This window comes from Paenibacillus swuensis (genome assembly GCF_001644605.1).
In the GTDB taxonomy this organism is placed as follows: Bacteria; Bacillota; Bacilli; order Paenibacillales; family DY6; genus Paenibacillus_N; species Paenibacillus_N swuensis.
On sequence record NZ_CP011388.1, the window covers coordinates 3,066,758 to 3,080,358 of the forward strand.

The following is a 13,601-nucleotide window of genomic DNA, read 5'->3' on the forward strand; positions in this document are numbered from 1 at the left end:
AATAGAATGAAGCTGCTTCCTGAGGTGCATCTAGTAGCCAGTGGATCGCTGGGTTATGGCATCACGGACCCTTATGATTGTAATTGTTATTTATGGGAATATGAACCGGGCCAGTTCGCTCTGTTCGACACCGGCGCAGGCCGCAGCATGAATCCGATGCTCGAACAGCTCCTCCAAGTTGCTGGGAAGCTAACGAATATTAACTATATTTTTCTGACGCATCATCATGCAGATCATATGGGCGGTTCTGCTGTGCTGAGAGAGTTAACCGGTGCTACCGTCTGTGCCTCTGAGCACTCGGGTGCCTTAATTGAAGCAGGAGACGAGAATGCGATTGGCCTCGCCTATTCACGTTCAAAAGGGGGGTATCCAACGGATTATAGAATCCGGGGCTGCCCGGTCGATCTCGTTCTTAGCATGAGCGCGCGTATGCCGCTTGGCGAAGCGGCCTACCTGGATGTTGTGTCCACGCCGGGTCACTGTAAAGGCGGCGTAACTTATCTGATTCCAACAGGTAGCCTGGGAAAGAAAGCGGCTGTTACGGGGGATATTGTGTTCCCTGACGGAAGGATTATGTTGTTGAACTGGCCGGATTGTTCTTTGACCGAGTATGCTTTAACGATTGCTAAACTAAAGGATCTGTCAATCGACATCCTGCTGCCCGGACATGATCAAGCCATTATCGGCGGTGCATCCGAAGCTATAGAGATGGCCCATAACTATTTTGACCGTATGCTCGTTCCGCCTAGTATATACCATGTAAATGTGCAGAGAGGATGAGAGATTTGTCCGTATATGCAAGGTTAGAGCAGCTTGGCCTCAACATCCCCGATCCTCCGGCCAAAGGCGGGATCTACGCCAAGATTAAACAAACCGGCAATCTGGTCTACACTTCGGGACAAGGTCCGATGCTGAACGGAAAGGTCGTTAAAGAAGGTAAGCTTGGTGTGGAGCTAACGGTTGAAGAAGGACAAGAAATGGCGAGAATCGCAGTGTTAAATTGCCTGAGTGTGCTGGAGGAAGGTTTGGGCAGCCTTGAGCGGATTTCTCAAATCGTAAAGATTCTGGGGTTTGTCAACAGCGGTCCCGGGTTTAACAATCAGCCTCTGGTGATAAACGGTGCGTCGCAGCTGCTGTTGGATTTGTTCGGTGAAAACGGGGAGCACGCGCGATCCGCGGTGGGCACGAATGAATTGCCGCTGAATTTCCCCGTAGAGATTGAGATGATTGTGGAATTATCGGCAGACTGATCAAGATTACACGACCAAGGCATTTAAAGCAGCTTGATTGCTTTAAATGTCTTTTTGTTCTTGTGTTGCAATTAGGGCACTTCGGCTGCTTATGATTCACTAGGCTTTCGGAAAGATCCCGGGGGTTTTCCGTAATACTGCTTAAAGGCCCGGGTGAAATAATTGTTCTCCATTCCAATTCGCAGGGCCACTTCGGAGACAGGTAAATTCGGATCGCTTTCAAGCAGAGCTGTCGCATGATTCATTCGAATACGGTTAAGGTATTGCAGCGGTGTCACACCATATTGCACTTTAAAGAGAAAGCCGAAATGCTGAATAGAATAGCCTACAGCCTTCGCGAGATCGGAAATTAGGATAGGTTCACCGTAATGCTCTTCCATTAAGACAACAGCTTTGCGCATGGCTTTATTGCTCACGGACGGATGGTCGGCTTGAACCGGGTGTTGAGCTTGATGATGGGTTCGGCCCAGCCATAAAGGAAGTTCGTAAATTAACGGGGAGCTTGACCATACAGATTCCCCGTCCGTCTTGTCGAACAGCTGCCAAATGGATTCAAACCGGCTCCACACCGGTTCCCAACCCGCCATCGTATAGGCTTGGAATGGGTTCAATCCGTTGACTTCCGCGATACGTTCTGACAGAGCACCGCCGAACCCGATGAAGGCCAATAGCCAAGGCTCCCCTGTAATGGAACTATAGGTATGGGGTTGGCCAGCCGGAATTACTCCGAACTGAGAAGGGCCAAGTTCCATTTCCTCTCCTCCCTGAAACTGAAAACGTCCTTTCCCTTCTCGGCAAAGAAAGATTTGGGCGGCGGGATAACCTCCGGATCTCGACATCGGCTGCTGCTCGTGATAACCAATGCAATACAGATATAATGGGGGGCGCGGATGTTCATGAGGTTCACCTGTAAGCCGAAAGGGAAGCAGTTTGTCAGTCACACTCGATCACCATCTTCATTCTGTACTATGATTGGCTTCCGTTTGTACTAACCGGTTACCGCTCTGTTCGTCTATGATTTTAACTATAAATCATAGGCAGGGTGGGGTAAAGCGCATGTTTAAACAACGTTTGAGCTTGGATAGAGACTGGAAATTTCAGCTGGGGGAAATCACCCAAGAACGACCGGTTAACCATATGGAATACTATTTGAGTGCCAAAGCCGGCGGAGGACAACCCGTCGCGCAGGAGAATTGGAACGATGGCCTGTGGGAGAAAGTCCAGGTCCCCCATGATTGGGTAGTGGGTAGGGATTTTGACCATTCGGAAGCCATTCCTCAGGGCTTTAAGCCCAGGGGTAAGGGATGGTACCGCAAGAAATTCCGATTAGATTCGGAAGATAGAGGAAAGAAGCTGTACCTTCAATTTGATGGAGTGGCAACGCATGCGGCTGTATATGTGAACGGCATTTTGCTTCATCGAAATTTTTGCGGGTATACCAGTTTCACAGTAGATATCACAGATGTAGCCCATTTCGGAGAACGCTCCAATACGATTGCTGTATTCGTGGATGCCGAAGCTTTCGAAGGCTGGTGGTATGAAGGGGCCGGGATTTATCGCCATGTATGGCTTATGAAACAATCTCCGGTTCACGTAAAACCATGGGGCTTGTGGATTAAACCGGCGCGGCGTAAGGCCGGTGAATGGGATACACTCGTAGAAACAACGGTCCGAAGCAGCCTGCCGGAAGGCGCTTGCGAATTCCGACTGGTGACGTCCGTCTACTCTCCCGTGAATGAATCCGTAGCGGTATCCACTGTAGAGGGAACGGTGTACGCGGGAGAAGATACCGTTGTGAAACAGAATCTGCCTCTTACCCATCCCCTGTTATGGGATGTCGATCATCCAAACTTATATTCGTTGGAGACCAGCTTGTATGTGGACGGTGCCCTGACAGACACAGCAACTTCTTCTTTCGGTTACAGAACCATTTCCATATCTGCGGATCAAGGATTCTTCCTGAATGATAAACCCTTAAAGCTGAAGGGAACCTGCAACCATCAGGATCATGCGGGAATTGGAATTGCATTGCCGGATGCCGTACATGAATACCGGATTCGCATGCTGAAGGAGATGGGGTCTAACGCGTACCGGGTTGCCCATCACAATCCGGCCCCGGAGCTATTGGACGCTTGTGACCGCTTAGGGATGTTGGTTATGGACGAAAACCGGAACTTTATTTCCTCAGAGGAAGGCTTGAAGCAGGTCGAAGCCATGGTGATCCGGGATCGAAACCACCCTTCCGTCATCATGTATTCCATTTTCAACGAGGAACCTCATCAGGGTACATATACGGGGCGTCGTATGGCACAATCCATGAGACAATTTATCCGGAAACTTGACGATACCAGACCGGTAATCGGAGCGATGAACGGAGGCTTCCTCGAGGAGAACGGGGTATCCGATGTCCTGGATATTACGGGTTTTAATTATATGCAGCATCAGTATGATGAATTTCACCAAAGGTACCCCCATCAACCGATCCTGGGCTCTGAGAATAACTGCACCTTCTCTACCCGTGGCGAGTACCGGACGGATGCGGAGTGTCAGGTTTTTGCTTCATATGATGAAGATAAAGCGGAATGGGGCCAAACGATTCGTGAAACCTGGCAGGAAATCCATTCGCGTGATTATGTTATGGGATGCTTTGTCTGGACCGGGTTCGATTACCGCGGGGAGCCGTCCCCTCACAGATGGCCAAGCATCAATTCCCACTGGGGTGTCATGGACACCTGCGGATTTCCCAAGGATGCGTATTACTTATGGAAGGCTTATTGGAAAGAGGAGCCTGCTCTGCATGTATTGCCTCATTGGACGTGGGAGGGGCAGGAAGGTACAGAGATCAAGGTGATGACCTTTACCAACTGCGAGGAAGCGGAACTCTTTCTAAACGGAAAGTCACTGGGGAGAAAGCAGGTACCCTTGTATGAGCAGACGTTCTGGATGGTCCCTTATGAAGCCGGCGAGCTTAAGGCGGTTGGCTATGGCAAGGGGGCGGTCATTGCCGAGGATATCCGAAGGACGGCGGGGCCCATAGCGCGGCTGAGATTGGAAGCGAATCGAGAGAACCTGTTGGGTAACGGGCGGGATGCTATGCTGGTAAATGTATACGCAGAAGATGCAGCCGGTACACCGGTGCCGCATGCGGACCAACTTGTGCAGTTCCGCGTGGAAGGGGCTGGGACTGTGCTTGGCGTAGGAAATGGCGATCCCAATTGCCATGAAGCCGATAAGGCCGATCGAAGAAGCTTGTTCCACGGCTGCTGCCAAGCGGTTATCGGAGCAACGATCCTGACAGGGAATGAATCGGACACATTGAGTATCCAAGTCGAGATTCAGGGTAGCTTGCGGTCGGAAAGGCTGACCATTCCGGTTCTGAACGGGGGTCACATCCCGGTTCCGGAAACGGAGGAGCTCCGTCTCATTAACCAGTGGCTTCTCTGTCAAACGAAGTTTGAGGAACGTCCGAATCCCCATGCCGAGATCAACGATTCGGATATGAATTCCTGGGAACGGATTGAAACGGGTAACGGGCCGCAGCGGCAGCTCGAAGGCTTACTCGGCTTTGCTCTGTTTCGGACTTCAATTACTGTGGAGGAGCATGAAACAGAGCATCCGGTGCAATTGTATTTCGGCAAGATCGACGGCTTTGCCGAAATTTATATCAACCGCGAACTTCGGGCCGAAAAGCTTTATTCCCAGGGGAATTCTGTAACGGTTTCCTTGCATAAAGAAGGTGCATTACCGAAGTCCGGCCGCGTCGAAATTACGGTTATGATTCGTGGGGATGCAGATATATCCTGTCCAGGAATCAGCATGTCGGTAGTTTTGCAGAAGTAATCCGAAGTAATCCGCGGCGGGTACGAAGAAAGATAAAGTGGAACAGGCCACCAGCTCAAGACTGAAGTCTAGAGCTGGTGGCCTGTTTATGAATCTTTATAAACTTGCCGCGCTCAAATTATCAAAAGCCGCGGCTGTATTGGAAACGCGGACACCGACAGCTCCGGATCCATGAGAGCTGTCATTCACATTCAACTTCGGTGTGCTCATATCCTGAACAAACACCTGAATGTTGGACCCACTGGCTACAACTTTCATATGATAGGCGGTGTTGGTAGAAACGGTCATATTTGCCGAAGCGATGAATGTCCAGTTGTTGCTCATTTTGCCCAGAATCACGGTCCCGTTGGTGTTAATCGCCGCATAGTATCCATGTAGCGTATCGGCTCCGTTTCCCGGATTGGTTGCTCTGAAGAGAAGGCCCGCATCGCCATTGCCAGACGTAATCGTAACATCTCCCTCATAAACTACATTGGAGAAGGAGGACCCGTTGTAAACCGCTTTATGACCCCCGCCCGAATTCACGGTATATTTACTGTTGGTAACAGCCCAGGTTCCTCCGTAAGACGTCCATCCATTCGCATTCCCGTCATCGAAGTTGTCGTTCATCGAAGTAACGTTAGCGCTGACAAGTTCCAAGTCTATGCTGTCGATTTCCGCATATTGATTCCCTTTGGTGAACTGAATCGTGTTATTGTAGCCGAGATTAAGAGAGGTCTGGAATGAAACCGTACCGTACGTATCCCAACCAATGTTATTATAAGTTACCGCAAAGCTGCCTCCTCCGTTAACGGAAACATTATGGGATGCGGTTGCGCCTGAGCCGTTCGTGTAGCGAACCGTTACTTTATAAAGACCTGCCGCCGGTACGTTCACATCCCGGAACATTACACTGCTGTCCGCGTAGTCAATGTAACCTACGACCTTACCCCCGGATGCTGCACTCTTGTTAGAGATGGCAGCATTCTGTACCGTTGCATGCTCGGCTTCAATCCGGTATTCGCCGGATGGCACGCTCAGCGGCGTATTCACCGGTGCAGGCGCTCCGAAATTCGGAGAACCGTCGGCATTCCATGTGAATTTCTGTGTACGCGTTGGACGGCCGCTGCAACCAAGTCCAGTCCCGGTATTCGCGTGGTAGACGATCCAATCTTCCGTGCCGTCCTTGGAACGCACAAAGCTGTTATGTCCCGGACCGTATATATTATTGGCAGCCGATTTCTCAAACACCGGTGCGGAAGCCTTGCTCCACGATGCGGCAGAGAGAGGATTTGCCGTATCGGGCGCGGTCAGCATGCCCAAGGCATAGTTGTCCGACCAACAGGCGCTGGCGGAATATACAAGATTCAGCTTTCCGTTGCGTTTGAGGATCACGGCACCCTCATTGACGGCAAGGCCGCCTTCTTTCTCCCATGCGTACTCCGGCTTAGTAAGAACGACATTCGGTCCGGTCAAAGTCCATGGATTGCTCATTTCCGCGATAGCCACAGCCGTTCCGTAATCAGGCCAATTCCCGTAAGCGGCGTACATGAAGTACCGTTTCCCCGCATGATCGAATACGGATCCGTCTAACCCCGCATACTGTGCGTTCACTTTCCCTTTATCCGACCAAGTCCCCAGTAAAGGATTCGCGGAACTGTTCTCTAATACATATACACCCCGGCAAGAATCGCCGCATCCCGTATTTGCTGTATAATAAATGTACCATTTGCCGTCCAGATGATGTATTTCCGGCGCCCAAATGTCATTCAGTCCGGACGGTTTAGTCCATACCGTCTTTCGCTCTCCGTGATCAATCCCCGTCAACGTTCGCGAACGCCAGATGTCCAACTGGTCGCCTAAAGTTCGCATGTAATAATAGTATCCATCGGTGTGATAGTAAATCCACGGATCCGGCCCCTCCGCATTCAGCGGATTCGTGAACGTCGTTGTAGATGCTGCAGATGCGGATGCTCCGGGAGTAACCAGACCAGGCAATAACATCGTTAAACATAATGCAAAGATTAAGGTTTTGGGAAATTTAAATTTACGGTGTTTGGACCAAAACATGATTTCATCCTCCTTATTGTAAAAGCGCTTACACAACGATCTGCTTTAAAGCTATTTGATTTACAACATCACTCCTTCGGGTACAGAATGAGTTTATTGTATACGCGCTTCGTGTCAGGCTGCATCCACAATTCGCAACTGTTATTTCCTATTTGAACGTATTGTCGTTAATTTGAACAAAGAGGAGAACTCATCATGACTTCATATTATAAATTCACAACACCGCCGTGGCCGCACTTCGTTGTAGGCGGTATCGCCGCGCTTTCCGTCGGTGAAGGGCATCAGAATCGTTCCAATATCGGCGTATTTGACATGCTTATAGTGACTAAGGGGAAACTTTCCGTTCGGGAAGGCGGAGAGTTATGGGAGCTGTTCCCCGGACACATGCTGATTCTTCGTCCGGATCTTTATCATGAGTCGGGCGGCGCTTGTACGGAGAGAACCGAATATTTCTGGCTGCACTTTCAAACATCCGGAGATTGGGAAGAAGTCAGGCAATTCCAAGAGGGTGAACCTTATCCGAAAGCCTATAGTTACAATGAGAGGGTGGAACTGACTTCCGTATCAAGGGAGACTGAGAGGAGCGGTGAGCTCCCCTTTGCCTACAAATTCAGTTTGCCAAAATCGGTTAAGTTACCTGATGCAGAACGAGTTTATCGCCAATTAATGACAATGATTGAATTCGAACATAGCCCCGCGCTGGAATCCCGAATCCAACAACAATTGTTGTTTCAGAAGCTGCTTCACAAGCTTTCCTCCGAAAGTAAAGAACGGATCATCAGCGCTTCATGCGAATCCATTGCTAAAGATGTAGCCGCATATATCCATCAACACTATGATCAACCCGATGTATATGAACAAGTAAAGGGTACGTTTCATTACTCCACCGCCTATTTGACGCGCTGCATGAAGCAAATGTACGGATATACCCTGGTCGATTATCTGCAACAGTATCGGATCCGGCAAGCAACAGCGATGCTTAAGGAATCAAAGTACTCGATAACCGAGGTGGCTTACCAAGTAGGCTATCGTAATTATTCGCATTTCACCAAGTGTTTTGTTAAATATACAGGTTTAATCCCCAAATCTTACAGAAAGTTATCAAAAGATCATAAACCTCAATTATGCGACATATCAGCCGACGCATCCCCTTGCTACAATGAACTAGATTCATAGTATTCACGTCACCGAAAGGAGTATCCACCATGCAACTCCCTGCCTCAACCCGCAAGTTCAGATGGCCGCTGTATTTCATGTTGCTGCCGGCAGTTCTGCTCACCGTCGTATTTTCCTACATCCCTATGGGCGGTCTGGTGATTGCTTTTCAGGATTACCGTCCTGCACGAGGTTTTACGGAATCGGAATGGGTCGGATTAAAGCACTTTAGAAATTTGTTCGAATATCCGGAGAGCTCCACCGCTTTTTGGAATACGCTGATTATTTCAAGTCTTAAACTAATATTCCAATTATGGGTCCCGATCGTCTTCGCCTTACTGCTGAATGAAATGCGGCATATGGCGTTGAAGCGGACGGTCCAAACGTTAGTATATCTGCCTCACTTTCTGTCCTGGGTTATTCTGGGCGGCGTGTTAGTGGACATCTTGTCCCCTGACGGCGGGATGGTCAATCAGGCGCTTTCCGTCTTGGGAATCGGGCCGATTCACTTTCTGGGGGACGGCGCGTGGTTTAGGTTTACGGTCATTGTCAGCGATGTGTGGAAAGAGTTCGGGTTCTCGACGATTGTGTTTCTTGCCAGTCTGGCCGGTATTAATCCCGCGCTTTATGAAGCGGCCGAAGTAGACGGTGCGACAAGGTTACGACAGACGCTGCATATTACATTGCCCGCGATGACACCCATTATTATTGTGGTAGGCACCCTGTCTCTGGGAAATATTCTGAATGCGGGGTTTGATCAGATCTTTAACTTGTATAATCCTCTGGTCTATGAGAAAGGGGATATCCTGGACACCTACGTATATCGGGTGGGCATTCTGAGCGGCAAGTTCAGCTTCGGCACCGCCGTGGGACTCCTGAAGTCGGCTATATCGTTCTTGCTTATTGTGGCAGCTTATAGAGCAGCATATCGTTATGCCAATTACAAAATATTCTGAGGTGACTTATGTATCACAAAACCGCTGGTTATCGACTTTTCACCTTATTTAATACGCTATTCTTAGTGGGGTTGGCACTGTTGTGCATCCTTCCGCTGCTTCATATATTGGCTGTTTCACTAAGCGGGAGGGCGGCAGCGAATGCCAATCTGGTTGGCTTCTGGCCCATAGACTTTAATATGGAATCCTATAAAACGACCATAGGGAATGACCGTTTCATCAGGGCGCTTTGGGTGGCGGTGGAACGAACCGTGTTAGGAACAGTCTTGTCCATGACGATTATTCTTCTGGCGGCTTATCCTCTGTCCAAATCATCCGCAGTCCTGAAGGGAAGGACGTTCATTTCCTGGTTCTTTGTCTTTACGATGCTGTTCTCGGGGGGCTTGGTTCCTTGGTATATTACCGTGACCAAGTTGAATCTTACCGATACGCTCTGGGCTTTAATTTTACCGGGCGCTGTCAATGTATGGAACCTGGTGTTGATGATTAATTTTCTCAGGGGTATCCCCAAAGAATTAGAGGAAGCGGCTTTCATAGACGGGGCGGGGGACTGGGCGACCTTGTTCAAAGTGTTCCTGCCTCTGTCCATGCCGGCCATTGCAACCCTGTCATTATTCACGATGGTCACGAATTGGAATGCGTGGTTCGACGGATTGCTCTTTATGGAATTCGAGAATTATCCGCTTTCGAGTTACCTTCAGACCATTGTGGTGCAGCAGGATTTCTCCAAAGGTGTGATGCGTCCGGAGGATCTGGAGAATTTCTCTCAACGGTCGATTAAAGCGGCTCAAATTTTCGTATCCGCTCTGCCTATCCTGTTAGTATATCCGTTCTTGCAGCGCTTCTTTGTCAAAGGGATGGTGCTTGGCGCGGTTAAAGAGTAACATAGAAAAGCGCTGCCGTTTACTTCCACGGCAGCGCTTTTACTCATGACATGCGAGATGCGGATTCACGGTATTCCTGCGGAGTCAATTCATAGTATTTCTTGAATACCTTGATAAAGTGCTGCGGATTCTGATAACCGAGCTCTGATGTAATCTCATAGACTTTCTTGCGGGTGTTAAGCAAGTCGTAAGCGGCTCGTTCCATGCGAACCCTCATGGTGTAACTGCTAATAGATTCACCGGTTTCATGCTTGAACACTCGTGAAAGATAGGATGGATTTAAGTACACATGATTGGCAAGCGTCATAATGGAAATATCCCCGGAAAGATGAGTCTGAATATAAAGCTGGACCTTCTTCGTTAAATGGTTGCCGGTTCGCGTCTGCGAATCATTGCGGTTTAAATTGCCCACTTCCAATTGCTGAAGGATCGTGAGCGCCCAGCGTTCAATTTCGTCCAATACAAAAGTTTTCGGCGTTTTCTGCAATTTCTCGGCGAGCTTTGAGGCTTCATCGGCATCCAGATTGCTTTTGTGGAGGATATACAGATAGGTGCTGCATATATAATAATAGGCCTCAACCAAGTGGGCTTGCGTCAAGGTTGATTTCGTTCGAAGCTCCGTACAGATGCTCTGAATCTTGTCCCGCGCTTGGTCCCATTGACTCGCTTCCAATAAATGAATGAGTGTCGGAGGCTCATAGAGGGTGTGAATGGATTGCTGCTCCGGCACGACGGCGAATTCATGGGCTTTCATTAACCACTGTTCATCCCTATTCACTTTGCTTTGATAAAGTTGGATACAGGATTGGTACATTTCCTCCAGATGCTCCGGAAACTCGCCTACTTTACTGATGCCGATCGCGATATGGGCTTTAAGATATAAGTCTATGTAATATTGCAACTCATTCGCCAGTCGTTCCAAGGTCAGGTTTTCGGTATCATCAGACTTAGGAAAAAGCAGGAATACATAATAATCATTCGCATCTTTACAGTACCATAACGTGTAATCGGGCTTAAACAGTTCTTCAGCTATATTTAAGAACGCATATTCCAACAAGGTCTGATCATGGTAGGCATAACGGTAAAAACCTTCGCCCAACCGAATTAACAACAGCGAGAAGATATCGGAGTTGTCCAGGTTTAACATCATACCATAGGTGCTGCATTTCGCACGAAGGTCCGATTTGGAATACTTGGCCCCTAACAATAGGGAGTTTAACAGGTTATGTTTCATTAATGGAAGATGATCCCGCATCAGGGTTTGACTTGTTTCCATAGAACTGATCCATTTCCATTGCTCTTCCTGTTTGGCAACAATGGAGGAAACGGTTTTAAGCAACTGATCCTCATCCACCGGTTTCAACAAATATTCGGCAGCGTTCAGGTTGAGCGCTTCCTTGGCGTACTCGAAATCCGCATAACCGGTCAGCAGCACACACTGCGTGCGCGGCCAGCGATTCTTTACCACGCGAATGAGTTCCAACCCTGACATGCCGGGCATACGGATATCCGTAATCAGAATGTCGATTACATAACTTTGCATGAGCTCCAGAGCAAGGTCGCCGTAAGAAGCGGTATAAATATGCTTAACACCGGCCTTCTCCCAAGGAATCGTCTGTTCCAAAGCCTCAATCATATGCAATTCGTCATCAACGATTAACAATTGTGTCATGGGATTGCTCCTTTGTTGTCATAGATTGGTCCCTCCAATGCAGCAAGACGGATAAACCGCCGAGCGGCGAAGGCTGCACGCTTAGTCCAGCATCTGTTCCGAAATGATGAACCGCGCGATGATGCACATTCCACAGTCCGCAGCCTGTTGTTTCACTCAGAGGCAGCTGAAGAAGCTCCATTAAGGACTGGAGTTGCTCTTCATTTAAACCGACACCGTTATCTTCAATACGCAATAAGTAATCACGGCCCTTCTCTTCGCCGGTAATCACAATGCATGCATCTTCCGTAGGAAAGGGAAAGCCATGTTGAAGACAGTTTTCTACAATCGGTTGGATCAACAACAACGGGACATTCTGTTCAAGCATGGTCTGCGGAACATGACATTCGTAGCGCAAGTATGGAAACCGCATAGATTGAATTTCCATATAATTGGAGACATGCCCCAATTCCTGATGCAACGGAAGAATCTGTTTCTCGGTTCGGGTCGTATACCGGTAGTAGGAGGACAAATGTCGTCCCATAGCAATCACAGCTTTGTTGTCATTTAATTTGGACATGTTGATCATGTAGGAAAGGCAGTTATACAGAAAATGTGGATTGATCTGGGACTGCAGCTGTTTAAGGGTAACTTCGTTTAATCTGATTTTTTCCAGATATACGGTTTCAATCAAGTGTTGAATTTGGATCGCCATCTCATTAAAGCGATGAAACAAGAACGTGAATTCTCTGCTGCTTTCCCCCTGAATTCGTGTGCTCAGATCACCTCGCCTCATACTGGAAAGACCTCCTATTAAACGCTTTAAAGGGATTTGGATGTTCCGATACAGAACATAAGCCAAGGATGCGCTCATTCCGAATAGAAGAGTTAACCCGGCATAGAACAGGGAACTGCTCTGTTTCACCGGCGCAAGGATGTCTTCCAGCGGCACATAATTTACGACATAAAAATCCGAAATTCCGGATTTGCTATAATGAAAGGAATAGCGTGTGGCATGCATTTCTCTCACCATTTGTCCGGTGTCCTGCAGTTGAACTGAACGGAGCAGATTTCTTAGTTCCATCGTTGTCTCGGTGTAATCAGAATTGGGGAAATTCCCTAGCAATTTCTCGTCCGATGGCCTGTACAGCAAGGTTTCTCCGTCACCGGTTGTATCGAACGCGCTCAACATATCAAGGATGTTATCCAAATATAATTCCGTCTCAACAATGATTGTGCGGTTAGCACTTTTCATATAGAGGAAGAAACTCTCGCGCTTGGAATCATAGACCCACCGGCCGGTAGGTCTGTCGTTGATGGATAACTGCTCATAAGGGATAGGCGTTTCCGAAGCTAAGGCCAACTGATTCCCAGAGGAGAAGATGCGGACATCATTCTTCCAACTGGACAAGGTGCTTTGGTAGCTTAGCTTGTTCTGCAGTCTTCGCACAATATTAACCCAGTCATAGGTAGAGTACTGATCCGAATTCAGTTCAGCGAACTCTTTCGCATCTGCGTCACGGGATAACAGAATATTGATGTCCATTAATTGCTGTAATTGAGAGGAAACTTGGTTCACCATAAATTTGAGTTTTCCGTTCTGGTTTTCAACAATTTGCTGTTGGATTACGTTAATGCTCGAATTGTATGTGAAAGTATACAGCAATACAACGGGAATCAGAAACAACAATAACAAAGACAGGACTTTGGTAAAGATATTCATTCGGATCACGGTACGCCTCCTATAAAGATTAAATCTATTATATGCCGAATCTGGGCGGTTGGGCAGTAGAGTACTGCTGGATTCGCAAACTAG

The 13,601-nt window shown here is 48.2% G+C and carries 10 protein-coding genes; 6 read left to right on the forward strand and 4 right to left on the reverse strand.

What is annotated here, in order from left to right:
* The first annotated feature begins 6 nt into the window (after nt 1-6).
* Nucleotides 7-780, forward strand: a complete 774-nt coding sequence (locus tag SY83_RS13465; RefSeq protein WP_068607297.1) for an MBL fold metallo-hydrolase — start codon at nt 7-9, stop codon at nt 778-780.
* Between the two features lie 5 nt (nt 781-785).
* Nucleotides 786-1,250: a RidA family protein gene (locus SY83_RS13470; protein ID WP_068607300.1), complete on the forward strand. Its 465-nt coding sequence runs from the start codon at nt 786-788 to the stop codon at nt 1,248-1,250.
* Nucleotides 1,251-1,339: 89 nt separating this feature from the next.
* Here the strand turns inward: SY83_RS13470 and SY83_RS13475 are convergent, their stop codons facing one another.
* Nucleotides 1,340-2,089 carry a helix-turn-helix domain-containing protein gene (locus SY83_RS13475; RefSeq protein ID WP_082882527.1) on the reverse strand — a complete coding sequence of 250 codons (750 nt, stop codon included), beginning with the start codon at nt 2,087-2,089 and terminating at the stop codon, nt 1,340-1,342.
* A 217-nt stretch (nt 2,090-2,306) separates the two neighbouring features.
* Between SY83_RS13475 and galA the strand changes: the two genes are divergently transcribed.
* A complete protein-coding gene (galA, locus tag SY83_RS13480) occupies nt 2,307-5,090 on the forward strand; it encodes a beta-galactosidase GalA (protein ID WP_197479856.1) in 2,784 nt (927 codons plus the stop codon).
* 96 nt (nt 5,091-5,186) lie between these two features.
* Here galA and SY83_RS13485 read toward each other — a convergent pair whose 3' ends face one another.
* The gene (locus SY83_RS13485; RefSeq protein WP_068607309.1) at nt 5,187-7,139 is read right to left on the reverse strand and encodes a family 43 glycosylhydrolase; all 1,953 of its coding nucleotides are present in this window, start codon (nt 7,137-7,139) and stop codon (nt 5,187-5,189) included.
* A 195-nt stretch (nt 7,140-7,334) separates the two neighbouring features.
* On the opposite strand from SY83_RS13485, the gene SY83_RS13490 reads away from it, so the two are divergent.
* The 3 genes from SY83_RS13490 to SY83_RS13500 are packed head-to-tail and all read left to right on the forward strand — an operon-like array spanning nt 7,335 to nt 10,134.
* Nucleotides 7,335-8,315 (forward strand): helix-turn-helix domain-containing protein, encoded by a 981-nt coding sequence (locus SY83_RS13490; RefSeq protein ID WP_068607311.1) that lies wholly within the window; start codon nt 7,335-7,337, stop codon nt 8,313-8,315.
* Nucleotides 8,316-8,344: 29 nt separating this feature from the next.
* A complete protein-coding gene (locus tag SY83_RS13495; protein WP_068607313.1) occupies nt 8,345-9,250 on the forward strand; it encodes an ABC transporter permease in 906 nt (301 codons plus the stop codon).
* 8 nt (nt 9,251-9,258) lie between these two features.
* Nucleotides 9,259-10,134, forward strand: coding sequence for a carbohydrate ABC transporter permease (locus SY83_RS13500; RefSeq protein WP_068607315.1), 876 nt, complete (start codon nt 9,259-9,261; stop codon nt 10,132-10,134).
* Between the two features lie 43 nt (nt 10,135-10,177).
* Here SY83_RS13500 and SY83_RS13505 read toward each other — a convergent pair whose 3' ends face one another.
* Both SY83_RS13505 and SY83_RS13510 read right to left on the reverse strand, forming a co-directional pair.
* Nucleotides 10,178-11,806: a response regulator gene (locus SY83_RS13505; protein WP_068607318.1), complete on the reverse strand. Its 1,629-nt coding sequence runs from the start codon at nt 11,804-11,806 to the stop codon at nt 10,178-10,180.
* Entirely contained in the window at nt 11,784-13,508 is a 1,725-nt protein-coding gene (locus SY83_RS13510) for a sensor histidine kinase (RefSeq protein ID WP_231891454.1), read from the reverse strand. The genes SY83_RS13505 and SY83_RS13510 overlap by 23 nt, the downstream gene beginning before the upstream one ends.
* Nucleotides 13,509-13,601 lie beyond the last annotated feature (93 nt).